25 protein-coding genes are annotated in these 24,600 nt (G+C 71.2%); 1 reads left to right on the top strand and 24 read right to left on the bottom strand.

What is annotated here, in order from left to right:
- Positions 1 to 140 precede the first annotated feature (140 nt).
- From ACIA8Q_RS20335 to ACIA8Q_RS20320, 4 genes are all read right to left on the bottom strand, one after another.
- Positions 141 to 464 (bottom strand): STAS domain-containing protein, encoded by a 324-nt coding sequence (locus tag ACIA8Q_RS20335; protein WP_360204629.1) that lies wholly within the window; start codon positions 462 to 464, stop codon positions 141 to 143.
- Positions 465 to 859: 395 nt separating this feature from the next.
- Positions 860 to 1,729 (bottom strand): 3-hydroxyacyl-CoA dehydrogenase family protein, encoded by an 870-nt coding sequence (locus tag ACIA8Q_RS20330; protein WP_360204626.1) that lies wholly within the window; start codon positions 1,727 to 1,729, stop codon positions 860 to 862.
- A 188-nt stretch (positions 1,730 to 1,917) separates the two neighbouring features.
- Positions 1,918 to 2,568, bottom strand: a complete 651-nt coding sequence (locus ACIA8Q_RS20325; protein WP_360204623.1) for a response regulator transcription factor — start codon at positions 2,566 to 2,568, stop codon at positions 1,918 to 1,920.
- Positions 2,565 to 3,767, bottom strand: a complete 1,203-nt coding sequence (locus ACIA8Q_RS20320; protein ID WP_360204620.1) for a histidine kinase — start codon at positions 3,765 to 3,767, stop codon at positions 2,565 to 2,567. The genes ACIA8Q_RS20325 and ACIA8Q_RS20320 overlap by 4 nt, the downstream gene beginning before the upstream one ends.
- Before the next feature lie 156 nt (positions 3,768 to 3,923).
- Here ACIA8Q_RS20320 and ACIA8Q_RS20315 point away from each other — a divergent pair, with 156 nt between their 5' ends.
- A complete protein-coding gene (locus ACIA8Q_RS20315; RefSeq protein ID WP_360204617.1) occupies positions 3,924 to 4,517 on the top strand; it encodes a hypothetical protein in 594 nt (197 codons plus the stop codon).
- A 19-nt stretch (positions 4,518 to 4,536) separates the two neighbouring features.
- Here the strand turns inward: ACIA8Q_RS20315 and ACIA8Q_RS20310 are convergent, their stop codons facing one another.
- The 20 genes from ACIA8Q_RS20310 to rho all read right to left on the bottom strand — a co-directional run bounded on the left by ACIA8Q_RS20310 (position 4,537) and on the right by rho (position 24,500).
- Positions 4,537 to 5,109, bottom strand: coding sequence for a cob(I)yrinic acid a,c-diamide adenosyltransferase (locus ACIA8Q_RS20310; protein WP_360204614.1), 573 nt, complete (start codon positions 5,107 to 5,109; stop codon positions 4,537 to 4,539).
- Between the two features lie 247 nt (positions 5,110 to 5,356).
- Positions 5,357 to 5,857, bottom strand: coding sequence for a DUF2550 domain-containing protein (locus ACIA8Q_RS20305; protein WP_218201846.1), 501 nt, complete (start codon positions 5,855 to 5,857; stop codon positions 5,357 to 5,359).
- Positions 5,858 to 6,006: 149 nt separating this feature from the next.
- Positions 6,007 to 6,390, bottom strand: a complete 384-nt coding sequence (locus ACIA8Q_RS20300) for a F0F1 ATP synthase subunit epsilon (RefSeq protein ID WP_360204611.1) — start codon at positions 6,388 to 6,390, stop codon at positions 6,007 to 6,009.
- A 184-nt stretch (positions 6,391 to 6,574) separates the two neighbouring features.
- The gene (atpD, locus tag ACIA8Q_RS20295; RefSeq protein ID WP_360204608.1) at positions 6,575 to 8,020 is read right to left on the bottom strand and encodes a F0F1 ATP synthase subunit beta; all 1,446 of its coding nucleotides are present in this window, start codon (positions 8,018 to 8,020) and stop codon (positions 6,575 to 6,577) included.
- Positions 8,021 to 8,022: 2 nt separating this feature from the next.
- Positions 8,023 to 8,925, bottom strand: a complete 903-nt coding sequence (locus ACIA8Q_RS20290) for a F0F1 ATP synthase subunit gamma (protein ID WP_396317511.1) — start codon at positions 8,923 to 8,925, stop codon at positions 8,023 to 8,025.
- Between the two features lie 32 nt (positions 8,926 to 8,957).
- Positions 8,958 to 10,532 (bottom strand): F0F1 ATP synthase subunit alpha, encoded by a 1,575-nt coding sequence (atpA, locus tag ACIA8Q_RS20285; RefSeq protein ID WP_360204603.1) that lies wholly within the window; start codon positions 10,530 to 10,532, stop codon positions 8,958 to 8,960.
- A gap of 156 nt (positions 10,533 to 10,688) precedes the next feature.
- Positions 10,689 to 11,504, bottom strand: coding sequence for a F0F1 ATP synthase subunit delta (locus ACIA8Q_RS20280; protein ID WP_360204600.1), 816 nt, complete (start codon positions 11,502 to 11,504; stop codon positions 10,689 to 10,691).
- On the bottom strand, positions 11,501 to 12,061 hold the full coding sequence (locus tag ACIA8Q_RS20275) for a F0F1 ATP synthase subunit B (RefSeq protein WP_329927974.1): 561 nt from the start codon (positions 12,059 to 12,061) through the stop codon (positions 11,501 to 11,503). The genes ACIA8Q_RS20280 and ACIA8Q_RS20275 overlap by 4 nt, the downstream gene beginning before the upstream one ends.
- Before the next feature lie 33 nt (positions 12,062 to 12,094).
- Positions 12,095 to 12,331: an ATP synthase F0 subunit C gene (gene atpE, locus ACIA8Q_RS20270; RefSeq protein ID WP_030282059.1), complete on the bottom strand. Its 237-nt coding sequence runs from the start codon at positions 12,329 to 12,331 to the stop codon at positions 12,095 to 12,097.
- Positions 12,332 to 12,424: 93 nt separating this feature from the next.
- A complete protein-coding gene (gene atpB, locus ACIA8Q_RS20265; RefSeq protein ID WP_360204597.1) occupies positions 12,425 to 13,240 on the bottom strand; it encodes a F0F1 ATP synthase subunit A in 816 nt (271 codons plus the stop codon).
- 285 nt (positions 13,241 to 13,525) lie between these two features.
- The gene (locus ACIA8Q_RS20260; protein WP_360204594.1) at positions 13,526 to 13,969 is read right to left on the bottom strand and encodes a hypothetical protein; all 444 of its coding nucleotides are present in this window, start codon (positions 13,967 to 13,969) and stop codon (positions 13,526 to 13,528) included.
- Positions 13,970 to 14,265: 296 nt separating this feature from the next.
- The gene (locus tag ACIA8Q_RS20255; protein ID WP_360204592.1) at positions 14,266 to 15,555 is read right to left on the bottom strand and encodes an MraY family glycosyltransferase; all 1,290 of its coding nucleotides are present in this window, start codon (positions 15,553 to 15,555) and stop codon (positions 14,266 to 14,268) included.
- 175 nt (positions 15,556 to 15,730) lie between these two features.
- Complete coding sequence (gene glyA, locus ACIA8Q_RS20250) at positions 15,731 to 17,011, bottom strand: serine hydroxymethyltransferase (protein ID WP_360204589.1); 1,281 nt, start codon at positions 17,009 to 17,011, stop codon at positions 15,731 to 15,733.
- 160 nt (positions 17,012 to 17,171) lie between these two features.
- Positions 17,172 to 17,813 (bottom strand): protein-tyrosine-phosphatase, encoded by a 642-nt coding sequence (locus tag ACIA8Q_RS20245; RefSeq protein WP_360204860.1) that lies wholly within the window; start codon positions 17,811 to 17,813, stop codon positions 17,172 to 17,174.
- A gap of 32 nt (positions 17,814 to 17,845) precedes the next feature.
- Positions 17,846 to 18,493, bottom strand: a complete 648-nt coding sequence (locus tag ACIA8Q_RS20240) for an L-threonylcarbamoyladenylate synthase (protein ID WP_360204586.1) — start codon at positions 18,491 to 18,493, stop codon at positions 17,846 to 17,848.
- Between the two features lie 126 nt (positions 18,494 to 18,619).
- Positions 18,620 to 19,486, bottom strand: coding sequence for a peptide chain release factor N(5)-glutamine methyltransferase (prmC, locus tag ACIA8Q_RS20235; protein WP_360204583.1), 867 nt, complete (start codon positions 19,484 to 19,486; stop codon positions 18,620 to 18,622).
- A 60-nt stretch (positions 19,487 to 19,546) separates the two neighbouring features.
- Positions 19,547 to 20,623, bottom strand: coding sequence for a peptide chain release factor 1 (gene prfA, locus ACIA8Q_RS20230; RefSeq protein WP_360204580.1), 1,077 nt, complete (start codon positions 20,621 to 20,623; stop codon positions 19,547 to 19,549).
- A gap of 112 nt (positions 20,624 to 20,735) precedes the next feature.
- Complete coding sequence (gene rpmE, locus ACIA8Q_RS20225) at positions 20,736 to 20,957, bottom strand: 50S ribosomal protein L31 (protein WP_153462614.1); 222 nt, start codon at positions 20,955 to 20,957, stop codon at positions 20,736 to 20,738.
- Between the two features lie 202 nt (positions 20,958 to 21,159).
- Positions 21,160 to 22,269, bottom strand: a complete 1,110-nt coding sequence (locus ACIA8Q_RS20220) for an LCP family protein (protein ID WP_360204577.1) — start codon at positions 22,267 to 22,269, stop codon at positions 21,160 to 21,162.
- A 140-nt stretch (positions 22,270 to 22,409) separates the two neighbouring features.
- Complete coding sequence (gene rho / locus ACIA8Q_RS20215; RefSeq protein WP_360204575.1) at positions 22,410 to 24,500, bottom strand: transcription termination factor Rho; 2,091 nt, start codon at positions 24,498 to 24,500, stop codon at positions 22,410 to 22,412.
- Positions 24,501 to 24,600 lie beyond the last annotated feature (100 nt).

Genomic DNA, 24,600 nt, shown 5'->3' with positions numbered 1-24,600 from the left:
TGCGGGAAGCAGTCGTGCCGGGGCGGCCGTCGTTTCTGACGGGCAGACTCTCGCACATCCGGGCCCGCCCGTGCAGGGCGGACCCGTGCGGGGACCGTGCGGGAACCGGAGGACGACCCCGCGCGGGGACCGTGCGGGAACTAGAGGACGACCCCGTGCGGCTCGGCGATCCCGCCGTCGACGGCCAGGATGCGGTGCAGTTTGGTGGCCACCAGCAGCCGTTGGAGCTGGGCCGGAACGGAGCGGAGCACCAGGCGTCGGCCGATCCGGCCGGCCCGGCGGTGGGTGCCCATGATGACGCCGAGTCCGGTGGCGTCCCAGAACTCCAGCCGGGCGAGGTCGAGCACGAGGTCGCCGAGGCCGCCGTCCACGGCCTGGTGCAGCTGGACGCGCGCGTCGGCGGCGGTGCGCACGTCGAGGCGGCCTTCGATGGCCAGCGCCGTGTGGTCGCCGGTGATGCGCATGCTCTCCTCCTTCGCCTGGCTGGCCCGGTACGGGATGGTTCCGCCCCGGCCGTGCCGGTCCGGGGGTCGCAGGGGTCCGTCCGGGCGGATCGCGGCCGGTGGGCCGCTCGGCTCGCGCGCCGCGCCCGGGCCCGGTCGGAATGCCGGGTTCCCCCTCATCTGACGGCGGATCAGCATCGCGGGTTGCTGGTTCCGGTCAGATCTGAAGCAACTTCACTCGTCCGAGGGAATATACGCAGGAAGTCTCCACACCTACGCTCGATTACCGCCCAAATCACCCGTCTGCGGCACCCGGCGTGAGGAAACTCACCCGGCCCCGAGCGGCCGGGTCGTACGATGCTCCGACCGCACGGCCCGCCCGCTCGCCCGGCCCGTGGTTCAGGCGCGGCGACGGCTCACTTGCCCGGGTACGGGTAGAACCCGCGGCCGCTCTTGCGGCCGAGGTCGCCGGCGGTGACCATGCGCGCCATGATCTCCGGGGCGGCGAACTTCTCGTCCTGGGTCTCCTCGTAGATGTTGCGGGCGGCGTGCAGCAGGATGTCCACGCCGGTCAGGTCGGCGGTCTCCAGCGGGCCCATCGGGTGACCGAAGCCGAGGCGGCAGGCGGTGTCGATGTCCTCGGCGGTGGCCACGCCGGACTCGTAGAGCTTGGCGGCCTCGACGACCAGGGCGGTGATCAGCCGGGTGGTGACGAAGCCGGCCACGTCGCGGTTGACCACCACGACGTCCTTGCCGACGCCCTCGGCGAAGGCCCGGGCGGCGGCCAGCGTCTCGTCGCTGGTCTTGTAGCCGCGCACCAGCTCGACCAGCTTCATCAGCGGCACCGGCGAGAAGAAGTGCACGCCGACGACCGACTCGGGGCGCTGCGTGGCGGCGGCGATCCGGGTGATCGGGATGGCGGAGGTGTTGGAGGCCAGCACCGCGCCGTCCTTGGCGAGCTTGTCGAGCTCGCGGAAGACGCCCTCCTTGACCTCCAGCTTCTCGAACACGGCCTCGACCACGATGTCGGCCTCGGCGACGGCGCCCAGGTCGGTGGTGGTGGTGATCCGGCCCAGCGCGGCCTCGGCGTCCTCGGCGCTCAGCCGGCCCTTGGCGACGAACTTCTCGTAGGACGCGCGGATCCCCGCGAGACCCCGCTGCAGCGCCTCCTCGGTGACGTCCCGCAGCACCACCGGGTGACCGGCCTGCGCGGACACCTGGGCGATGCCGGCGCCCATCAGGCCGGCACCGATCACGGCGATCTGCTTGCTGGACGCATTGCTCATGGCTGGGTCTCCCGATGCCGTCGCCGCCCTGGGGGCGGGCCCTGAAGGCGGCTCAGGGCAGGGGTCACCGCCGCAGGAGCCGCGTCGCTCGTTGCCCGGACTCTAATGCCGAATCCGCCCCCGTGGTGGCAATCGGGAGTGTGATCTGTGACCGACCTGGTCGGTCGAACCAGATGCTCCCCGGCTCGTCAGACGGTCAGTCCGAGGTCCTGGGCGAGGATCGCCGCCTGCACCCGGCTGCGCAGCCCCAGCTTCGCCAGGATCCGGCTGACGTGCGTCTTGGTGGTCGCCTCCGCCATCTCCAGCCGCGCCGCGATCTCCCCGTTGGACATCCCGGCCCCGAGGCAGGCCAGCACCTCCCGCTCGCGGGGGGTCAGCCCGGCCACCGCGCCCCGGGCCTCCGGCGCCACCGGCCGCTCCGGGCGGGCGAAGGCCCCGATCAGCCGCCTGGTCACCGAGGGCGCCAGCATGCCGTCCCCGCGCGCCACCGTCCGGACGCCCTCGACCAGGGTGTCCGCCTCCAGGTCCTTCAGCAGGAAGCCGGCCGCGCCGGCGCGCAGCGCGCCGTAGACGTACTCGTCCAGGTCGAAGGTGGTCAGCACGAGCACCTGGGCGGCTCCGGCGTCGACCACCCGGCGGGTCGCCGAGACGCCGTCCAGGCGGGGCATCTGCACGTCCATCAGCACCACGTCCGGGCGCAGCTCCAGCGCCATCCGGACGGCCTCCTCGCCGTCGGCCGCCTGCCCGACCACCTCGACGTCCGGCTCCGCCCGCAGGATCATCACCAGCGCCGCCCGCACCGCGGCCTGGTCCTCGGCCACCAGCACCCGGATCGTCATTCCCGTCCCTCCGTCCGCCCGTCGCGCGGCAGCACCGCGCGCACGCTCCAGTACCCGTCCCGCGGCCCGGCCTCGAAGCTGCCGCCGAGCAGCCCGGCCCGTTCCGCCATGCCGACCAGCCCGGCCCGGGCCCCGGGCAGCGCACGGCCGGCCCCGCCCCGGTACGGACTGTCCACGGCGATCGCCAGCTCCGCGGGGCCGAACTCCAGCCGCAGGCTGACCAGCCCGGGGCCGGCGTGCTTGAGCGCGTTGGTCAGCGACTCCTGGACGATCCGGTACGCGGCCAGGCCGACCGGTACCGGGACGTCCCCGCGCTCGCCCTGCTCGGTCAGCTCGAAGTCCAGCCCGACGGCGTGGCCGGCCGCCCGGGCCTTGGCCAGCAGCGCGTCGACCGCGGCCAGGTCCGGCGCCGCGTACGACTCGTCCGCCTCGCCCCCGCCGCTGTCCCGCAGCAGTCCGATCATGCGGCGCATTTCGGCCAAACCCTGGACGCTGTTCTCCCGGATCACCGCCAGCACCTCGACCAGCGGATCGTCCGCGGCCAGCCGCCGGCGCCGGGCCACCGACTGCGCTCCCGTCGCGTGGATCGCGATCGCGGACAGGTGGTTGGCCACCACGTCGTGCAACTCCCTTGCCATCCTGGCCCGTTCGGCCACCACCGCCTCGCGGCGGTCCATCTCCGAGAGCAGTGCGGTCTGTTCGGCCCGCAGCCGTTCGGCCTCCGCCTCCTGCCGGTGCTTGCGCACCACGTCACCCGTCCACACCGGCGCCAGGAAGACCAGCGAACTGACCACCGCGACCAGCAGCCCGGCCGAGGTGCCCTGGTAGATCGCCGTCAGCGTGGCGAGCACCAGCACCGTGGACCCGCCGGTCAGGTGCAGCACCCGCGACATCCGGCGGTTGCCGTAGATCACCGCCGCGTACAGCAGGTCGGTGTACATGATCAGGGTCGCCAGCAGGCTCCCCGCGAACAGGCTCGCCACGAAGGCCAGACCGCCCACCGACACCGCCAGCACCGGCCTGGTCCGCCGGACCAGCTCCAGCCCCGCCATCACCAGCATCGGCGGCAGCACCGCCCACAGCGGCACCCGGTCGGCGCGGTCGTACACCCCGAAGGCGATCAGCACCGCGCCGCCGACCAGCCCGCACAGGGCGATCAGCCGGTCAAGCAGGTGCGGGGGCAGGGAAGGTCGCGGCACACCCCCATCCCACCATCCCGGACGGCCCGCCCGGCTCCGGTGCGGGGAGGAGCCGGCTACATCGAAGGATGCAGTCGGGGACGGCACCCGGCGACGACGACACGGCCGCGCACCCCCGCGAGGCTGGGAACACCGCCGACCGACCGGGAGCAGAACGTGATCATCACACTCATCGTCGCGGCCGAGGTCTCGTGGTGGATCGTGCTCGGCCTCGCCCTCGCCACCCGCTACCTGCTGCGGTGGCGCCGCGCCAGCACCGCGCTGCTGCTCGGCCTGCCGACCGTCGACCTCGTCCTCTACGCGCTCGCCGTCCTCGACCTGCGCGGCGGCGCCACCGCGAGCTGGACGCACGCCCTCGCGGCGAGCTACACCGGGTTCTCCGTCGGCTACGGGCCCTCCCTGGTCCGCTGGGCCGACCAGCGCTTCCAGCACCGCTTCGCCGGCGGCCCCGAGCCGCTGCCCGCGCCCAAGTACGGCCCCGAGCGGACCAGGCACGAGTGGCGGATCGCCGGCCGCACGGTGGTCTCGGCGGCGATCACGCTGGGCCTGATCACCCTGCTCGTGCCGCTCTCCGCGGGCTCCGCGCACTTCGGCACCTTCACCCAGTGGTACGTGAAGCTGGGCATCGCGGCCGTCGTCAACCTCGTCGTCGCCGGCTGCTACTCGGTGTGGCCGAAGGAGGCCCCGGCCGGCGTCCTGGTGGTCGACGGCCGGGCGGTCGAGCGGCCCGTCCCGGAGAAGCGGCCCTGAGGCGCTCCGCCCGTGGTCGTCAGCGGTTCTCGCCGGGCACCCAGAGCACGTCGCCGCGCTCCTTGTTGGCCGCCCGGGCCAGGATGAACAGCAGGTCGGAGAGGCGGTTGAGGTACTTCGCGGTCAGCGGGTTGACGGTGTCGCCGTGCTCCGCGATGGCCGCCCAGGTGGACCGCTCGGCCCGCCGCACCACGGTGCAGGCCAGGTGCAGGTGGGCCGCACCGGGGGTGCCGCCGGGCAGGATGAAGCTGCGCAGCTTCTCCAGCTGCGCCAGGTAGTGGTCGCAGTCCCCCTCCAGCCGGTCGATGTACGACTGGAGCACCCGCAGCGGCGGGTACTGCGGGTCCGGCACGACCGGCGTGGAGAGGTCCGCGCCCACGTCGAAGAGGTCGTTCTGGATCCGGACGAGCACGGCCACGACGTCCTCGGGCAGCGCGCCCGCGGCCACCGCCACCCCGATCGCCGCGTTGGCCTCGTTGGCGTCGGCGTACGCCACCAGCCGCGGGTCGGTCTTGCTGGTCCGGCTCATGTCGCCGAGCGCGGTGGTGCCGTCGTCGCCGGTACGGGTGTAGATGCGCGTCAGATTGACCATGCGGACACCCTAGCCCCGGACGTTAGGCCGCGTTAACTCCCCCACCCCGAGGGTCCCGTCGCTACGCGACGTTGACCTCCCCCAGCCTCCGGCCGGGAGGTACCCCCACCCCCAGCCTCCGGCCGGGGGGACCCCCACCCCGAGGGTCTCGTCGCTACGCGACGTTGACTCCCCCAGCCTCCGGCCGGGAGGTACCCCCACCCCCAGCCTCCGGCCGGGAGGTACCCCCACCCCGAGGGTCTCGTCGCTACGCGACGTTGACCCTCTGCCCGGGCGGGGCGGCTTCGAGCCAGGCGAGGAAGCCGGTGAGCGCGTCCTCGCTCATGGCGAGCTCCAGCGGCGCCCCGTTGTGCAGGCAGCGCAGCACCACCGAGCCGGAGAGCAGCGCGAGCTCCTCCTGGCCCTCGGGGTAGCGCCGGCCGAGGACCTCGATCTCCCGGCGGGGCAGCACCTTGCGGGGGCGGGGGGCGTAGGAGAAGACCCGGAACCACTCGATCGAGTCGCCGCTGTAGCGGCCGATACCAAAAACCCACCCCTTGCCGTCGGTCTGGGGGACCGGGGCCGAGGTGGGTTTGCCGTTCTCGTCGAGGTCGGGCTGCGTCGAGGCGTCGGCGGGCATTTTGAGGCGGTAGCTGCAGTCGAACGTGCCACCGACGCGCTGGATCAATCGGCGGCGTACCGCGAACGCCACCAGGCCGATCACACCCAGTGCCACGACCGCCGCACACACCACAAGCGCGAGGACCATGCTCACCTACCTCCTCGCTACCCGCGTTCCCCGTATCGGTCGTATCAAGCGACCGCGTTGACCTACCAACTACGACGACAGTCCCGGGGTCACGCTCACGCGTCCCCGGGACCGTCGGTCGACCCCGCTGAAACCGGGGTCCGGCGTACTCAGACGTGCGCCTTGAGGCCGTTCGCCGCGAACAGCCGGACCTCGGCGCGACGCTCGGCGTGCGCGTCCAGGTCGGACTTGGCCTGCTCCAGTGCACGCTCGGCACGCGCGACGTCGATCTCGTCCGCCAGCTCGGCGATCTCCGCGAGCAGAGACAGCTTGTTGTCGGCGAAGGAGATGAAGCCGCCGTGCACAGCGGCGATGACGGTGCCGCCGTCCACCGTGCGGATGGTGACCGGACCGGTCTCCAGCACGCTCAGCACCGGGGTGTGGCCCGGCATGATGCCGGTGTCACCGGAGGCCGTACGGGCGACGACGATGGTGGCCGCACCGGACCACACCTTGCGGTCGGCTGCGACCAGCTCGACGTGCAGCTCAGCCAACGTGGGCTCCTAGGCTCATGCAACCCCCGATTACTCGGGAGTTTCGGTAAGAATAACGGCCCCGCACCTCCGGCATGAAACCGGCGGCGCGGATTTGACCGGAATCACAGCCGATGCGACGCGAGGGGTGGGCCCCAGACTCGGGGGCCACCCCTCACGGTCACTCGGCTGCTACCGGCCGCGACTACTTCTTCGCCAGCTCGGCGGCGTTCTTCTCGAGGTCCTCGATGCCACCGCACATGAAGAAGGCCTGCTCCGGGACGGAGTCGTACTTGCCGTCCGCGATCGCGTTGAACGCCTCGATGGTCTCCGACAGCGGAACGGTCGAGCCGTCGACGCCGGTGAACTGCTTCGCCACGTAGGTGTTCTGCGAGAGGAAGCGCTCGATGCGACGGGCGCGGTGCACCGTGATCTTGTCTTCCTCGGACAGCTCGTCCATACCGAGGATGGCGATGATGTCCTGCAGGTCCTTGTACTTCTGCAGGATCCCCTTGACGCGGACGGCCGTGTCGTAGTGGGTCTGCGCGATGTACCGCGGGTCGAGGATGCGGGACGTGGAGTCCAGCGGGTCGACGGCCGGGTAGATGCCCTTCTCCGAGATCGGGCGCGACAGAACGGTCGTCGCGTCCAGGTGGGCGAAGGTGGTGGCCGGGGCCGGGTCGGTCAGGTCGTCCGCGGGGACGTAGATCGCCTGCATCGAGGTGATCGAGTGACCGCGGGTCGAGGTGATGCGCTCCTGCAGGAGGCCCATCTCGTCGGCCAGGTTCGGCTGGTAGCCCACCGCGGAGGGCATGCGGCCGAGCAGGGTCGACACCTCGGAACCGGCCTGGGTGAACCGGAAGATGTTGTCGATGAAGAGGAGCACGTCCTGCTTCTCGACGTCACGGAAGTACTCCGCCATGGTCAGCGCGGAGAGCGCGACGCGCAGACGGGTGCCCGGCGGCTCGTCCATCTGGCCGAAGACCAGCGCGGTCTTGTCCAGAACGCCCGAGTCGACCATCTCGTGGATGAGGTCGTTGCCCTCACGGGTGCGCTCGCCGACGCCGGCGAACACGGAGACACCACCGAAGTTCTCGGCGACGCGGTAGATCATCTCCTGGATCAGAACGGTCTTGCCGACACCGGCACCACCGAACAGACCGATCTTGCCACCCTGGACGTACGGGGTGAGCAGGTCGATGACCTTGATGCCGGTCTCGAACATCTCGGTCTTCGACTCGAGCTCGGCGAAGTTCGGGGCCTTGCGGTGGATCGGCCAGCGAACCTCGACCTGCGAGTCGAACTCCGCCTTGTCGACGTTCAGCACCTCACCGAGGGCGTTGAAGACCTTGCCCTTGGTGATCTGGCCGACGGGGACGGAGATCGCCGCACCGGTGTCGGACACCTGCGCGCCGCGGACCAGGCCGTCGGTCGGCTGCATCGAGATGCCGCGGACCAGGCCGTCGCCGAGGTGCTGGGCGACCTCGAGGGTGAGGGTCTTCTTGCCCGAGCCGTCGGGGTTGTCCACCTCGACGTGCAGGGCGTTGAACATGTCCGGAATAGCGTCGACGGGGAACTCCACGTCGACGACCGGGCCGATGACCCGCGCGACGCGGCCCGTCGCCGTGGTCGGCTCAACAGTGGTAGTCATACTCATTCGCTCCCGCGGCTAGCGTCAGCGAGGGCGTTGGCCCCGCCGACGATCTCGCTGATTTCCTGGGTGATCTCGGCCTGACGGGCCGAGTTGGCAAGCCGCGTGAGCGACTTGATGAGCTCGCCGGCGTTGTCGGTCGCGCTCTTCATCGCACGCCGTCGCGCGGCGTGCTCGGAGGCGGCCGACTGCAGGAGAGCGCTGTAGATCCGGCTCTCGACGTACCGCGGGAGGAGCGCGTCCAGGACGCCCTCCGCCGACGGTTCGAAGTCGTACAGCGGGAAGATCTCCGGCTTGGCCGACTGCTGGACCTCGTCCAGCTTCAGCGGCAGCAGCCGCGCCTCGACCGCGGTCTGCGTGAGCATCGACTCGAACTCGGTCGAGACGAGGTGGATCTCGTCCACACCGCCGGTCTCGGCGGTGAAGGCCGTGATCAGCTCGGCCGCGACGGCCTTCGCGTCACCGTAGCTCGGCTTGTCCGAGAAGCCCGTCCACGACTGGCCCACCGCGAGGTCGCGGAAGGTGTAGTACGACAGACCCTTCCGGCCGATGATGTAGGTCACCACGTCCTTGCCCTCGCCGCGCAGGCGCTCGGTGAGCACCATGGAGGCCTTGATGGCGTTGGACGAGTAACCGCCGGCCAGGCCGCGGTCCGCCGTGATCAGCAGGACGGCGGCGCGCGAGGCCGAGGGGTTCTCGGTGGTGAGCGGGTGCTTGGCGTTGGACCGGGTGGCCACCGCCGTCACCGCCCGGGTGAGCTCGTCGGCGTACGGAGTGGAGGCGGCCACCGCGCGCTGCGCCTTACCGATGCGCGCCGCGGAGATCATCTCCATCGCCTTGGTGATCTTCTTCGTCGCGGTGACAGAGCGGATCCGGCGCTTGTAGACCCGAAGCTGTGCTCCCATGGGTCGTTACGTCCTTTCCCTCGTTACCGGACTCAGGCCTGCTCGCCGAGGAGCTTGCCGTCGGCGGTGGTGAAGCCCTGCTTGAAGGCGGCGATCGCGCTGGTGAGAGCGTCGATGGTGCCGTCCTCCAGCTTGCTGGTCTCGACGATGCCGGCCAGCAGGTCCTTGTGCTGCAGGCGCAGGTGGTCCAGGAACTCGCGCTCGAAGCGGCGGATGTCCGCGACCGGGACGTCGTCCAGCTTGCCGGTGGTGCCGGCCCAGATGGAGACGACCTGCTCCTCGACCGGGAACGGCTGGTACTGGCCCTGCTTCAGCAGCTCGACCATGCGCGCACCGCGCTCCAGCTGGGCCTTGGAGGCCGCGTCCAGGTCGGAGCCGAAGCCGGCGAAGGCCTCGAGCTCGCGGTACTGGGCCAGGTCCAGGCGCAGGCGGCCGGCGACCGACTTCATGGCCTTGATCTGGGCCGAGCCACCGACGCGGGAGACCGAGATGCCGACGTTCACGGCCGGGCGGATGCCGGCGTTGAACAGGTCGGACTCCAGGAAGCACTGGCCGTCGGTGATGGAGATGACGTTGGTCGGGATGTACGCCGAGACGTCGTTGGCCTTGGTCTCGATGATCGGCAGACCGGTCATCGAGCCCGCGCCCAGCTCGTCGGAGAGCTTCGCGCAGCGCTCCAGCAGGCGGGAGTGCAGGTAGAAGACGTCACCCGGGTAGGCCTCGCGGCCCGGCGGGCGGCGCAGCAGCAGGGAGACGGAGCGGTAGGCCTCGGCCTGCTTCGACAGGTCGTCGAAGATGATCAGGACGTGCTTGCCGTCGTACATCCACTCCTGGCCGATGGCCGAACCGGTGTACGGGGCGAGGTACTTGAAGCCGGCCGGGTCGGAGGCGGGAGCAGCCACGATGGTGGTGTACTCCAGCGCGCCGGCCTCCTCCAGGGCGCCGCGGACGGACGCGATGGTGGAGCCCTTCTGGCCCACGGCGACGTAGATGCAGCGGACCTGCTTCTTCGGGTCGCCCGAGCGCCAGTTGTCGCGCTGGTTGATGATCGTGTCGATCGCCACCGCGGTCTTGCCGGTCTGGCGGTCGCCGATGATCAGCTGACGCTGGCCACGGCCGATCGGGGTCATCGCGTCGATGGCCTTGATGCCGGTCTGCATCGGCTCGTGGACCGACTTGCGGACCATGACGCCGGGGGCCTGCAGCTCCAGGGCACGGCGGCCGGTGGAGGCGATGTCGCCCAGGCCGTCGATCGGGTTGCCCAGCGGGTCCACGACGCGGCCGAGGTAGCCGTCGCCGACCGGAACCGAGAGGACCTCGCCCGTGCGGCGCACGGTCTGGCCCTCTTCGATGCCACCGAACTCACCGAGGATGACGACACCGATCTCACGGGTGTCGAGGTTCAGCGCGAGGCCGAGCGTGCCGTCCTCGAACTTCAGCAGCTCGTTCGCCATGACCGAGGGCAGGCCCTCGACATGCGCGATGCCGTCCGCTGCGTCAGTGACCGTGCCGACCTCTTCCACAGAAGCGGCGTCCGGCTGGTACGACTGGACAAAGTCGGCCAGCGCGTCCCGGATCTCCTCCGGACGGATCGTAAGCTCCGCCATCAGGCTTCCCTGCTCTCCTAGTTTGCGATCCTCGGCCCGCCATTGAGGGCCGCAAGTATTCGACTCTCGGCCGGGTCTGCCGAACCGGCCGTCCGATGTGCCGGCTCCTGGGGGAACCGGTTTCCCGACCGAGGGTCGGATGTACTGCTTCGGTGCTCAGCCTTCGAGCGACTGGCGAGCGCCTTCGAGGCGGCTCGACACGGTGCCTTCGATGATCTCGTCGCCGATCTGCACCCGGACGCCGCCGACGACCTCGGGGTCGACGTCGATGTTCAGGTGGACCTGGCGGCCGTACATCCGGCCCAGAGCACCGGACAGGCGCTCCTTCTGGGTGTCCGACAGCGGCACCGCGGTGGTGACCAGGGCCACCACGCGGCCGCGGCGAGCGGCGGCGAGCTTGGAGTAGGACTCCAGGCCCTGCTCCAGGCTACGACCACGCGGCGCGTTGACGAGGGCCGTGACGAGTCGCACGGTGCCCGCGTGGGCGCGGCCGCCGAGCAGCTTGCCGATCAGCTCCGCCTTGGCGACGGCACCGGCCTTCGGCTCGGTCAGCGCGGCGCGCAGCTCGTGCGAGCCGCTCACCACCCGGCCGAACCGGAACAGCTCGTCCTCGACGTCGTCCAGGGCGCCGGCCTTGTCCGCACCGATGATCTCCGCGTACGCGGCGAGCTGCTCGGTGGCGTCGACCAGGTCGCGCGAGCCCGACCAGCGGGACCGGGCCAGGCCGGACACGAGGTCGACGGTCTCGCCGGAGACCTGGCCGGTCAGCAGCGAGGAGACCAGCTGGGCCTTGTCCTGGCCGGACCGGGACGGGTCGGTCAGGACACGGCGCAGCGACACCTCACGGTCCAGCAGGGCCGTGACGGCGGTGAGCTCCTCGGCGAGCTTGGCCGCGTCCACCGAGGTGGAGTCGGTCAGGCTCTCCAGGTTCTGCCGGCCGGCGGCGAGGGCCTCACGGCTGGCGCCGATCACTTGGCCGCACCCTGAGCAACGGCGGCCTTGGCCTCCAGCTCGTCCAGGAAGCGGTCGATCACGCCGCTCTGCCGGGCGTGGTCCTCGAGGGACTCACCCACGATGCGGGAGGCCAGCTGGGAGGCCAGCGAACCCACGTCCTGGCGCAGGGCGGCAGTCGCCTGCTTCTTGTCAGCCTCGATCTGGGCGTGACCGGCGGCGACGATGGCCTCGCGCTGGCGCTGGCCCTCCTCGCGCATCTCGGCGAGCTGGGCGGCACCCTGCTCGCGAGCCTGCTCGACGATGCGGGCAGCCTCGTGGCGCGCCTCGGCGAGCTCGGCGCGGTACTGCTCAAGCAGGGCCTGCGCCTCTGCCTGGGCGGCCTCGGCGCGCTCCATCCCGCCCTCGATCGCGTCCCGGCGCTCCGACAGCACCTTCTCGATGCTGGGGAGGAGCTTCTTGCCGAGCAGACCGAAGACGATGAAGAAGCAGAGCAGGCCGATGATGATCTCGGGCCACGCGGGGAGGAGAGGGTTCATCTTCTCCTCGGCCGCGAGCTGGACGATCGCCATGCTCATATCTGGACCTTCCTCAGAAAGGGTCTACGGCGATTACTTGTTGCCGAAGACGAACGGCATGACGATGCCGATGAGGGCGAGCGCCTCGGTCAGCGCGAAGCCGATGAACATGTTGGAGCGGATGAGACCGGCGGCCTCGGGCTGACGGGCCATGGCCTGGACACCGTTACCGAAGATGAGACCGACGCCGATGCCGGGGCCGATGGCGGCGAGGCCGTAGCCGATCGAGGCGACGGAACCGTAGACAGTGCCCTCAGCGAGGATGCTCATTGACGTTGTCCTTTGCAGGGTGGTGAACCGGTGGTGATTGGCCACCGGGCGATCCGGGAGGTTGGTTCAGGGGTGGGGCCGAGGCCCCCTGGCTCAGTGCGACTCTTCGAGGGCACCGGCGATGTAGCTGCTGGCCAGCATCACGAAGATGTAGGCCTGCAGGAACTGGACCAGCAGCTCGAAGGCGGTCAGCGCGACGGCGACGACGAACGAGGCCGAGCCGTACAGCGCGCCCAGGGTCGGGCTGAGCAGGTACCAGGAGGCGATGGAGAACATCACGATCAGCAGGTGGCCGGCGAACATGTTCGCGAAGGCTCGGACCGCGAGCGTGAAGGGGCGCACGAAGATGTTCGAGAAGAACTCGATCGGCACCAGGATGAACATGACCCAGCCGGGGATGCCCGAGGGCCAGCAGAGGTTCTTGAAGCCGCCGACGAAGCCGTGCTTCTTGAAGGTCAGCGTCATGTAGGTGATCCACACGACGCCGGCGAGACCCGCCGGGAACGCGATCGCCGCCGTCACGGGGAACTGCGCGAACGGGATGATCGACATGATGTTCATCAGCCAGATGAAGAAGAACATCGAGACCAGCATCGGGACGTACTTCTCGCCCTTCTTGCCGATCGTCTCCAGCACGATGGAGCGCTTGACGAAGTCGTAGCCGATCTCGGCGACGAGCTGCATCTTGCCGGGGACCAGGCGCGGCTTGGCGAACGCGGCCCAGAAGAAGACGACGACAAGCACTGCGACGATCATCGACAGCAGCATCGGCTTGTTGAAGTAGAAGCTGCCGATCGAGAAGATCGGCTTGAAGTCGAACTCGTTCAGGCCAGGAGCCGGGAAGCCGCAGCCGGCGTCCCCGAAGTGGCAACTGCCTGAGGCGAGGTACGTGAGCTTTTCAGCACTCACCACGGACTCCTTCGTCGTGACGCATGGTTACGGCAACCTCGGTGTGTCGGCGCGGCCTGCGGCCACGGTGCGGCACTGGAACTTGATGGGTTTCTCGCCGACCCCGTCCGGCAGTGCGCTGCACCGCTGCGGGATCATCGAAGACTGCGCGGGTCCGGGGGGCGATCCGTCCACTGTCCGGACAGACCTGGCCGCTTCCCGTACTCCGTTGTTGCGACGGACGATAGCAGTCCGTCAGTGCGGCATAAACACCGCCCCCCTCGTTGGGGGGACAGTGAGGCCTCGTCACTGTTGACGCCCGGAGTCGGAGGGCTTGTCGCCCTTGTTTTCCGAGGCGTCGGGGTCCACGTAGAAGGTCTTGGCCTTCAGCGCGCCGCGCACCTGGAACCCCGTCCAGATCAACGCGCAGCCGAGCAGTGTGAAGGCGAAGGCCTGCCGGTTGAAGAGGTCGGTGTCCTTGAACACCGCGAGGACGATGCCGACCAGCAGGATCTGCGTGGTGTACACCAGGAGCGCCGCGGCCATCATGATCTGCGGGTTCGACCTGGTCAGCCGGTCGAGCGCGATCTGGCCCGAGCTGAAGAAGGCCATCACCAGCAGTACGCCGAAGAGGGCTCCGAGCAAACCCTTCCCACCGGCGACGGCGAAGGAGATCGCCATGGCGATGATCCCGGCGACCGCAGTGGGAATCGCGGCGCCTCGGAGGATCCGGGCGTCGGTGGACGGCATGTCGGCAGCTCCGGCGGCATGTCGATGTGGCGGGGGACGGGGCACAGAAGGTGGTGGGTGACACCGACCGAGAGGCCGCCGCCCGGGCCGCCCGCTGCGGCGGGCCCGTCGAGGGAGGCCGACAGGGACGGAAGGCATCCACCTGTCAGGTCTTTCGGCGTGTTCTCGGTACTCGTGAACGGTATCACAAACTATTTGATGAGAGCTTTACCATGAATGTGTGGTACCTGTCACACCGACGGCCCAACCGTGCCGCCGAACGGGTGAGGCCGTTTGACCTAACGTCAACTCGCTTGCTATCGGCGGCCGGTGGTCCGGTCCTGGGTGCCGAGCGCCGAGGCGCCCCGGCCCGCGTCCTGGCCGGCTTCACCGAGAAGTTGCTTGTCCTTGGCCGACAGTTCAGCCATCGGGGCGGACTGCTGGCGGCGGTAGCGGGGCGGGACGAAGGACTGCACGGCCTTCGGCGCGCGCGGCCGGAACCGCGGCGTCAGCAGCACGACCAGGCCGACCAGGCAGAGCCCGGCGAGCGTCAGCACCACGGTGCGACCGGTGTTGGTCACCGAGAAGGCCACCGTGCCGAAGGCGATCAGCGCGGCCCAGAAGTACATGATCAGCACCGCACGGCTGTGCGAGTGCCCGACCTGCAGCAGCCGGTGGTGCAGGTGGCGCTTGTCCGCGGCGAACGGCGACTGGCCGGCCCAGGTGCGGCGGACCACGGCGAGCAGCAGGTCGGCCAGCGGCAGCGCGATGACCGTCAGCGGCAGCAGCAGCGGGATGTAGATCGGCACCAGGGCGTGCACGGTGGCGGTCTGCGAACCGGTCTCGCTGGTGATCAGGTCCGGGTCGACGCGGCCGGTGATGGAGATCGCGGCGACGGCCAGCATCAGGCCCAGCATCATCGAGCCGGAGTCGCCCATGAAGATCCGCGCGGGGTGCATGTTGTGCGCCAGGAAGCCCAGGCACATGCCGATCAGCAGCACGCTGAACAGCACCGCGGGGGCCGCGTCGGTGATCGTGTAGCCGTACCAGAGGCGGTAGCTGTACAGGAAGAACGCGATCGCGGCGATGCAGACCATGCCGCCGGCCAGGCCGTCGAGGCCGTCGATGAAGTTGACCGCGTTGACCATGACGACGACCAGGGTGACCGAGATGACCATGCCCTGGGTGGGGCTCACCGCGACGGCGCCGACGCCGGGCACCGGGAGGGTGATCACCGTGACGCCCTGCCAGACCATCACACCGGCGGCGATCATCTGGCCGCCGAGCTTGACCAGCGCGTCCACGCCCCACTTGTCGTCGAGCACGCCGAGCAGCCACATGATCCCGGCGCCGGACAGCAGGGCCCGGATGTCGGTGCCCTGGGAGAACACCTTGCTCAGGTTGTCCAGCTGCGAGGCGACCAGGATGCCCGCGCAGAGACCGCCGAACATGGCGATCCCGCCGAGCCGCGGGGTGGGCTCGCGGTGCACGTCACGGGCGCGCACGGGCGGCATCGCGCCGGCCGCGATGGCGAACTTCCGGACCGGGCCGGTCAGCAGGTAGGTGACGGCGGCGGTGCAGAACAGCACCAGCAGATACTCACGCACCACTGGCCTCCTGCATCACTGTCCGACGGGAAGGTACCGAAGGTACTCCCCTGCCTGTCCGGGTTTCGAGGTGCGTCGCCACGGCACACACCTTATTGAGTCGGACGCCTCGGGCGTGCATCGCGGTTCGCCCTCCCGGGTAGGAGATCTCGATGCCCGCGGCCGCCCGGGCCGCTCACGGCCGGTCGGCGAAGGCCAGCGCGAGCTCCCGGACCCGTTCCGCCACCGGCACGACCGTTCCGTCCACGAGCAACCGTGCGATCAGCCGGGCGACCTCGGCGAGTTCGGCCTCGCCCATCCCCTGGCTGGTCACCGTGCCGGTGCCCAGCCGGATGCCGGACGCCTCGGCGGCGGGCGCCGGGTCGTACGGCAGTGCGCACTTGCCGAGCAGCAGCCCGGCCGCCGCGCAGCGCCGCTCGGCCTCCGCGCCGGTGACGCCCAGCGGGCTCACGTCCACCGTCACCAGGTGGGTGTCGGTGCCGCCGGTCAGCGGGCGTGCACCGGCCTCCGCGAGCCCTGCCGCCAGCACCCGCGCCCCCGCCACCGTCCGGTGCGCGTAGGCCCGGTAGCCGGGCGTGGACGCCTCCGCGAGGGCCACCGCCTTGCCCGCCACCTCGTTCATCGCCGCGCCGCCCTGGCTGAACGGGAACACCGCCCGGTCGATCCGCTCGGCCAGCTCCGCGGTGGACAGCAGCAGACCCCCGCGCGGGCCCCGCAGCAGCTTGTGGGTGGCCGCCACGGTGACGTCCGCGTACGGCACCGGTGAGGGCGCCACGCCGGCCGCGATCAGGCCGGTGGTCTGCGCCGCGGAGGCGATCAGGTAGGCGTCCACCTCGTCGGCGATCTGCCGGAACGCCGCCCAGTCCGGGTGCCGCGGGTAGGAGATCGAACCGGCCACGATCGCCTTCGGACGGTGCCGGCGGGCCAGGTCGCGCACCTGGTCGAGGTCGATCAGGCCGTCGGCCTCGCGCACGCCGTACCCGGTGAAGGCGAACCAGCGGCCGGAGAAGTTCGCGCGCGAGCCGCAGCTCAGGTGGCCGCCGTGCTCCAGCGACATCGCCAGCACCCCGTCGCCGGGCCGCAGCAGCGCCGCGTAGGCCGCCAGCATCGCCGAAGTCGCCGACCGGGGCTGGACGTTGGCGTGCGGGGCGGCGAACAGCTGGCGGGCCCGGTCGATCGCCAGCAGCTCGGCGGCGTCCGCGAGGGCGCAGCCGGTGTGGTGCCGGCGGCCCGGGTAGCCCTCGGCGTACTTGTCGATCAACGGCCCGGTCAGCGCCGCCAGGACGGCCGGGGAGGTCAGGTTCTCGCCCGCCAGCAGCTGGATCGACTCGGCCCGTCGTTCGGCCTCGGCCGCCAGCAGGTCGGCCAGCTGCGGATCCGCCCGGTGCAGCGCCTCGGACGCCCAGGGGCGCCCGTTCGTCGCTCTCGGACCGGTCGGGGCGTCGGTGACGGTCATGGCGGGGCTCCCGGGCCGCGTGGGGGCGCCTCCCGGCGCGCGGGCCGGGAAGGATCGATTCCTCCAGCGTAGGACCGGCCCGGCCGGGTGGCGCGCCGACGCGGGGCCATTCGGCGCCTTCGTTCCGGCGGTCGCCCGGGTGGTCGCCCCGGGCGGGGGCTCAGCGCAGCGCGGACACGCCGGTGAGTGCGGTGACCACCGGGTCGACGGCGTGGAATATCTCCTCGCCGCAGTTGCGGAACATGCCGATCGGCGCCCCGTACGGGTCCTCCAGCTCGTCCGACTCCGGGGTCGCGGCCAGCAGCCAGCCGCGCAGTGCGGCGGCGGCCCGGACCAGGGCGCGGGCGCGCTCGGTGACGTCGGCGCCGCGCCGCGGGTCGGGCAGGGTGCCCGGGTCTATCGTCCGGACCAGGCGGGTGAACTCCTTCAGCGTGAAGGTCCGCAGGCCCGCCTCGTGCCCCATCGAGATCACCTGCGCCCGGTGGTCGAGCGTCGCGGTGAGGACGAGGTCGGCCTCCACGACGTGCTCGTCCAGCAGCTCGCGACCGGTGAAACCGCCGCTGTCGGCGCCGTACTCGTCCAGGACGGTCGCCGCGTGGTCCTCCATCGGCGCGCCGACGTGGCCCCAGGTGCCGGCGCTCTCCACCAGGATCCGCCCGGCCACCCGCGGGCTGAGCCGGGTGTCCAGCTCACGCCGGGTGAGCCGCTCGGCGATCGGCGAGCGGCAGATGTTCCCGGTGCAGACGAACAGGATCCGGAAGTGGTCCAGCGGCCTGGGGCCCACGGCCAGGTACGGTGCTATGCCCGGCCCGGCGTGGAGCGAGGCGGTCGGCGTCAACTGCCGGCCTCCAGGTCGGGGACGACCTCCCTCAGCTGCTCGACGCTGATCGCGCCCGCCCGCAGCAGGACCGGGACCTTGCCCGTGACGTCGACGATGGACGAGGCGGTGGCGTGGTCCGCCTGCCCGCCGTCCAGGTAGACCGAGATGGCGTCGCCGAGCTGCGCCTGCGCCTCGTCGCAGGTCGCCGGGGACGGACCGCCGGTCTTGTTGGCGCTGGAGACGGCCAGCGGGCCGGTGGCGTTCAGCAGCTCGATGGCGACCGGGTGCAGCGGCATCCGGACGGCGACGGTGCCGCGGGTCTCGCCGAGGTCCCAGCGCAGCGAGGGCTGGTGCTTGGCGACCAGGGTGAGCCCGCCCGGCCAGAACGCGTCGACCAGCTCCCAGGCCTGCTCGGAGAAGTCGGTGACCAGGCCGTGCAGGGTGGTCGGCGAGCCGACCAGCACCGGCGAGGGCATGTTGCGGCCGCGGCCCTTGGCGGCCAGCAGCTCGCCGACGGCCTCCGGGGAGAAGGCGTCCGCGCCGACCCCGTACAGGGTGTCGGTCGGCAGCACGACGAGTTCGCCGCGGCGGATGGCGGATGCGGCCTCGCGCAGGCCGGTGGCACGGTCCCCGGCGTCGGCACAGTCGTAGCGGCGGCTCATCGGTGCGGTCCCCTTCCGGAACGGCTCATCACAGCGGTCACAGCACGGCCTCGTGCACGGCGGTCCGGCACGGTGCCGGACGGCCCGGCACGACGCCCTGCGGGCGGTCGTACGGTGCCGGACGGTTCACAGCGAGGCCCTTCGGGCCGTCGTGAAGCGCGGCCGGTTGTTCAGGTCGCGGTGGTCGGCGGTGTCCGTCCACCCGCGTTCCTCGTTGAAGATCCACGGCACCTGGCCGCCCTGCTGGTCGGCGTGCTCGACCACCACCGCGCCGCCCGGGCGCAGCAGCCGGGCGGCCACCCGCTCGATGCCGCGGATGGTGTCCAGGCCGTCCTCGCCGGAGAACAGCGACATCTGCGGGTCGTGGTCGCGGGCCTCCGGCGCGACGTACTCCCACTCCGTGAGCGGGATGTACGGCGGGTTGGAGATGACCAGGTCGAAGCGGCCGTCCCAGGAGCGGTCGTCGGCGAAGGCCAGGGTGGCGTCACCGGCGTGCAGGGTGACCCGGGCCCGGTCCGGGCTGGCCTCGATGTTGCGCCGGGTGTACTGCAGCGCGCCCTCGTCGAGTTCGAAGGCGTGCACGGTCGAGCGCGGCAGCTCCTGGGCCAGGGCGAGCGCGATGGCGCCGGAGCCGGAGCACAGGTCGACGACCAGCGGCTCGGCGACGTCCATGTCGCGGACGGCGTCTATGGCCCACTCGACGACCGTCTCGGTCTCCGGCCGGGGCACGAAGACCCCGGGGCCGACCTCGAGCTCCAGGTAGCGGAAGAACGCCCGCCCGGTGATGTGCTGGAGCGGCTCGCGCGCCTCGCGGCGGGAGACGGCCTCCCAGTAGCGGGCGTCGAAGTCCGCGTCCTGCACGGTGTGCAACTGGCTGCGCTTGACGTCGTGGACGTAGGCGGCGAGTTCCTCCGCGTCGAAGCGCGGCGACGGCACGCCGGCCGCGGCCAACCGCTGGGTGGCCTGGGCCACCTCGGCGAGCAGCAGGTTCATCCGTACGACCTCTTGTTTCTGCGCTCCGGCTTCTGGCTTTCGGGCTGGGGCGCGCCGGTCTCAGTTCTGTTGGGCCGCGGCCAGCTTGGCCGCCGCGTCCGCGTCGACGCAGGACTGGATCACCGCGTTCAGGTCGCCGTCCAGGACCTGGTCCAGGTTGTACGACTTGAACCCCGTGCGGTGGTCCGAGATGCGGTTCTCGGGGTAGTTGTACGTCCGGATCCGCTCGGAGCGGTCCACCGTGCGGACCTGGCTGCGACGCGCCTCCGAGGCCTCCCGCTCGGCCTCCTCCTGCGCGGCGGCCAGCAGCCGCGAACGCAGGATGCGCATCGCCTGCTCCTTGTTCTGCAGCTGGCTCTTCTCGTTCTGGCAGGACGCCACGATACCGGTCGGCAGGTGGGTGATCCGGACCGCGGAGTCGGTGGTGTTGACCGACTGGCCGCCGGGGCCGGAGGAGCGGTAGACGTCGATCCGCAGGTCGTTGGCGAGGACCTCGACCTCGACCTCCTCCGCCTCGGGGGTGACCAGCACGCCCGCCGCGGAGGTGTGGATGCGGCCCTGCGACTCGGTGGCGGGGACGCGCTGCACGCGGTGCACGCCGCCCTCGTACTTCAGCCGGGCCCAGACGCCCTGGCCGGGCTCGGCGTTGCCCTTGGTCTTCACGGCCACCGAGACGTCCTTGTAGCCGCCGAGGTCGGACTCGTTGGAGTCGATGATCTCGGTCTTCCAGCCGATCCGCTCGGCGAAGCGCAGGTACATCCGGAGCAGGTCGCCGGCGAACAGCGCGGACTCCTCGCCGCCCTCGCCCGCCTTGATCTCCAGGATGACGTCCTTCTCGTCGCTCGGGTCGCGCGGCACGAGCAGCAGTCGCAGCTCCTCGGTCAGCTCCTCGCGGCGGTGCTCGCCGTCCTTCACCTCGGAGAGGAACTCCGGGTCCTCGGCCGCGAGTTCACGCGCGGCCTCGATGTCCTCGCCGGCCTGCCGCCACTCCCGGAAGACCCGGGTGATCGGGGTCAGCTCGGCGTACCGCTTGGCCAGCTTGCGCGCGTTGGCCTGGTCGGCGTGGACGGACGGGTCGGCCAGCCTCTTCTCGAGGTCGGCGTGCTCGACGAGGAGCTCTTCGACTGCCTCGAACATGGGGGTGGCCTTCTTCCCGGAGATCGGTTGGTGTGGTGGGACGCGAACGGCGCCGGTCCCCAGCGCCCCCGGAACGAGTACGGGGGCACCGGGAACCGGCGCCGAGGGAGCGCTAGGCCTTCGCGCTGTGCTGCTTGCCGAAGCGGGCCTCGAAGCGGGCCACGCGGCCACCGGTGTCGAGGATCTTCTGCTTGCCGGTGTAGAACGGGTGGCACTGCGAGCAGACCTCGGCGCGGATCTCGCCACTGGTCTCGGTCGAGCGGGTCACGAACTCGGCGCCGCAGGTGCAGGTCACACGGGTGACCACGTACTCGGGGTGAACGTTGGGCTTCAAGGGGTTCTCCTAGGTTTCGGGAGGGCACCGGGTCGGCGGCTGGAGCGCCGCACGTGAACCGGGACCGACGGACCAGTCTGCCAGGACCGGCCGCATCTTCCCAAACCGGGGCCCGCTCCGGGATATTCCGCGCGCCGCCGCGGGCCCGTCGCGCGCCCGCCCCGACCGTGCCGCGCCGGCCGTGCCGCGGCCCGGCGCCCGGTCAGCGCCTGGCCGGGGCCTTCGCCGCGCCCGTCGCGGGGCCCGTGGGGGCCGTGGGGGCGGCCTGGGCGGGGTTCTCCGGCTGCGCCGAGACGACGGACTGCGGGAGCGGCTGGTCGGCCTTGAGCGCGGCCCAGAGCTGGTCGGCCTGCGGCTGCTGTTCGACGACCCGGTTGGGGTCGCTGGGTGCGGTCACCACCGGCAGGGTCACCATGCCGAGCTGGTCCGGCCCGATGCCCTTGAGCTCCTGGACGAGGCCCACCAGGGCGTTCACCGAGCCCAGTGCGGAGTCGGTGGTGACGCTGCTGGTCATGGTGTCGCCGATCGACCACAGCTTGACCGGGTTGGAGAACAGCCCGAGCCCGCCGGCCTGCTGCAGCAGCGACCGCACCATCTGCTTCTGCAGTTCGATCCGGCCGAGGTCGCTGCCGTCGCCGACGCCGTGCCGGGTGCGGACGAAGGCCAGGGCCTGCTGGCCGTCCAGGTGGTGCTCGCCGGGGGCGAGGTCGAGGCCGCTGTCCTTGTCGTGGATGGCCACCGTGGTGGTCACGGTGGCCCCGCCCAGCGCGTCCACGACCCGGGCGAACCCGGCGAAGTCGATCTGCACGTAGTGGTCCATCCGCAGCCCGGTGAGCTGTTCGGTGGTCTTGACCGCGCAGGCGGCGCCGCCGGTCTCGAAGGCGCTGTTGTACATGGCGCGCTTGGCACCGGGCACCGTCCGGCCGGTCGCGTCGGTGCAGTCGGGCCGGGCGACGAGGGTGTCGCGCGGGATCGAGACGACCTCGGCGCGCGAGTGGTCCTGGTTGACGTGCACCACCATCGCGGTGTCCGAGCGGGCGGTGTCGCCGGTGTCGCCGCCGGCCAGGTCGCCGTTCCGGCCGTTCCGCGAGTCGGAGCCGAGCACCAGGATGTTGAAGGACCCGTCGGTGGCCGCCGGCGGGCGGGCGTCGCCGAGCCGGGCGTTGATGTCGACGCTCTTGATGTTGCCGTTGAGCTTGTAGTACGCGTACCCGGCCGCTCCGGCACCGAGGACGACGAGTGCGGCGAACGCGCAGGCCGCCGCCCGCAGGACCTTGCGGCGGCGGGTCAGGACCCTCTTGTGTTCGGCCATACGGTCCAGAGTAAATCGGACAAGATGATCTAAAGGCCCCGGGATGTCCCAATCCTGGAACAAAGGCCCGGCCGGACGCACGGAACCCCGGACCGCTCGCGCGATCCGGGGTTCCGTGTCCGACTGCCGTCCGGCTACCGTCAGTCGCTGGAGCCGGGGGTGGTCTTGGCGATCTGCATCAGGAACTCGGCGTTGCTCTTGGTCTGCTTCATCTTGTCCAGGAGCAGCTCGATCGCCTGCTGCGAGTCCAGCGCGTGCAGCACCCGACGGAGCTTCCAGACGATGGCCAACTCCTCGCTGCCGAGCAGGATCTCCTCCTTGCGGGTGCTGGAGGCGTCCACGTCGACGGCCGGGAAGATGCGCTTGTCCGAGAGCTTCCGGTCGAGCTTGAGCTCCATGTTGCCGGTGCCCTTGAACTCCTCGAAGATCACCTCGTCCATGCGCGAGCCGGTCTCGACCAGCGCGGTGGCCAGGATGGTCAGCGAGCCGCCGTTCTCGATGTTGCGCGCGGCGCCGAAGAACTTCTTCGGCGGGTACAGCGCGGTCGAGTCGACACCACCGGACAGGATGCGGCCGGAGGCCGGCGCCGCCAGGTTGTAGGCGCGGCCGAGACGGGTGATCGAGTCCAGCAGGATGACCACGTCGTGGCCCAGCTCGACCAGGCGCTTGGCGCGCTCGATGGCCAGCTCGGCGACGGTGGTGTGGTCCTCCGCCGGGCGGTCGAAGGTCGAGGAGATGACCTCGCCCTTCACCGACCGCTGCATGTCGGTGACCTCCTCCGGACGCTCGTCGACCAGGACGACCATCAGGTGGCACTCGGGGTTGTTGTGGGTGATCGCGTTGGCGACCGCCTGCAGCACCATCGTCTTGCCGGTCTTCGGCGGCGCGACGATCAGACCGCGCTGGCCCTTGCCGATCGGCGACACCAGGTCGATGATCCGGGTGGTCAGCACGCCCGGGTCGGTCTCCAGGCGCAGCCGCTCCTGCGGGTACAGCGGGGTGAGCTTGTTGAACTCGGGGCGGCCGCGGCCGCTCTCCGGGTCCATGCCGTTGACGGAGTCCAGCCGCACCATGGCGTTGAACTTCTCGCGGCGCTCGCCGTCGCGGGGCTGGCGCACCGCTCCGGTGATGGCGTCGCCCTTGCGCAGGCCGTTCTTGCGGACCTGGGCGAGCGAGACGTAGACGTCGTTCTGGCCCGGCAGGTAGCCGGAGGTGCGCACGAACGCGTAGTTGTCGAGGATGTCGAGGATGCCCGCGACCGGGATCAGGACGTCGTCCTCGCCGATCTGCGGCTCGGCGGGGCCGGCCTCGAAGCCCTCGCGGCGGCCGCGGCCACGGCGGTCGCGGTAGCGGCCGCGACGGCCACGACGGCCGTCGCCGAACTCGTCGTCCTCGTAGCCGCCCTGCTGGGCCTGCGGCTGCTGGGTCTGCTGGCCGCCCTGGCGGCTCTGCTGACCCTCGGCCTGGCCGCCCTGCTGCTGGCCGCCGCCCTGCTGGGGCTGGCGGTCGGCGCGCTCACGGCGGTTGCGGCGGTCGCGGCGCGACTCGCGGCCCTCGCCGTCCTGGGCCTCGCCGGTCTCCTGGCGGTCGGTGCGCTCGGGGCGCTCGCCCGCCTCGCGGCGGTCACGACGGTCGCGGCGGTCGCGGCGGGTCTCGGTGCGACCCTCCTCGCGGCCCTCGAAGGCGCGGGTCTCGGCCTGCTTGGGCTCGGCCTGCTTGGGCTCGGCCACGACCACCGCGGCGTCGGCGGCGGCGGCCTCGGCGACCGGGGCACCGGCGGCGGAGGTGGCGCGGCGGCGGGTGCGCTCGGCGCGGGCGGGCGCGGCGGTCTCCGCAGCGGCCTGGACCGGGATGTCGATCTGGGCCTGTGGCTCGGCGGCCTTGGCCTCGGCCGCGGCGGCGGCCTTGGTGCGGCGGGCGGGCTTCTCGGCCGGCGCCTCGGCGTCCGCCTTGGCGGCGGTGCGCTTGGCGGCGGCCGGGGCGCCACCGGCGGCGAGCAGCGGGTCCCCGCCGCTCTTCTCCTTGATGGTCTCGATCAGCTGGCTCTTGCGCATGCGTCCGGTACCGGTGATGCCCAGGTCCGCGGCGAGCTTCTGCAGCTCGGCCAGGACCATGCCGTCCAGGCCCGCGGCGGCGGTGCGGCGGCGCCGCGCCGGGGCCGCGGGTGCGGCGGCTGCGTCCGACGCTTCGGCGTCCGGGCGCGCGCCCATCAGATCGGTGGAGTCGCTCACTAAGGGTCCTTCCCTGGAGCGGACGTCGGCCTGTCTGGCTCGGCGACCGGTTGTGCTGTCCTGACCAACGCTCGACTGCGTCGGTCCGAGGCGGTGATCC

The organism is Kitasatospora sp. NPDC051705 (assembly GCF_044453265.1).
In the GTDB taxonomy this organism is placed as follows: domain Bacteria; phylum Actinomycetota; class Actinomycetes; order Streptomycetales; family Streptomycetaceae; genus Kitasatospora.
The sequence above is the reverse complement of the archived record's forward strand: the minus strand, read 5'-3'. Positions and strand labels throughout refer to the sequence as shown.

Coding starts and splice junctions, on each gene's coding strand:
- ACIA8Q_RS20335 (WP_360204629.1), bottom strand. CDS start 464: ATGCGCATCACCGGCGACCACACGGCGCTGGCCATCGAAGGCCGCCTC.
- ACIA8Q_RS20330 (WP_360204626.1), bottom strand. CDS start 1,729: ATGAGCAATGCGTCCAGCAAGCAGATCGCCGTGATCGGTGCCGGCCTG.
- ACIA8Q_RS20325 (WP_360204623.1), bottom strand. CDS start 2,568: ATGACGATCCGGGTGCTGGTGGCCGAGGACCAGGCCGCGGTGCGGGCG.
- ACIA8Q_RS20310 (WP_360204614.1), bottom strand. CDS start 5,109: ATGGTCAATCTGACGCGCATCTACACCCGTACCGGCGACGACGGCACC.
- ACIA8Q_RS20305 (WP_218201846.1), bottom strand. CDS start 5,857: ATGGTCCTCGCGCTTGTGGTGTGTGCGGCGGTCGTGGCACTGGGTGTG.
- atpD (WP_360204608.1), bottom strand. CDS start 8,020: ATGACTACCACTGTTGAGCCGACCACGGCGACGGGCCGCGTCGCGCGG.
- ACIA8Q_RS20290 (WP_396317511.1), bottom strand. CDS start 8,925: ATGGGAGCACAGCTTCGGGTCTACAAGCGCCGGATCCGCTCTGTCACC.
- atpA (WP_360204603.1), bottom strand. CDS start 10,532: ATGGCGGAGCTTACGATCCGTCCGGAGGAGATCCGGGACGCGCTGGCC.
- ACIA8Q_RS20275 (WP_329927974.1), bottom strand. CDS start 12,061: ATGAGCATGGCGATCGTCCAGCTCGCGGCCGAGGAGAAGATGAACCCT.
- atpE (WP_030282059.1), bottom strand. CDS start 12,331: ATGAGCATCCTCGCTGAGGGCACTGTCTACGGTTCCGTCGCCTCGATC.
- ACIA8Q_RS20260 (WP_360204594.1), bottom strand. CDS start 13,969: ATGCCGTCCACCGACGCCCGGATCCTCCGAGGCGCCGCGATTCCCACT.
- glyA (WP_360204589.1), bottom strand. CDS start 17,011: ATGACCGTCACCGACGCCCCGACCGGTCCGAGAGCGACGAACGGGCGC.
- ACIA8Q_RS20240 (WP_360204586.1), bottom strand. CDS start 18,493: ATGAGCCGCCGCTACGACTGTGCCGACGCCGGGGACCGTGCCACCGGC.
- prmC (WP_360204583.1), bottom strand. CDS start 19,486: ATGAACCTGCTGCTCGCCGAGGTGGCCCAGGCCACCCAGCGGTTGGCC.
- prfA (WP_360204580.1), bottom strand. CDS start 20,623: ATGTTCGAGGCAGTCGAAGAGCTCCTCGTCGAGCACGCCGACCTCGAG.
- ACIA8Q_RS20220 (WP_360204577.1), bottom strand. CDS start 22,269: ATGGCCGAACACAAGAGGGTCCTGACCCGCCGCCGCAAGGTCCTGCGG.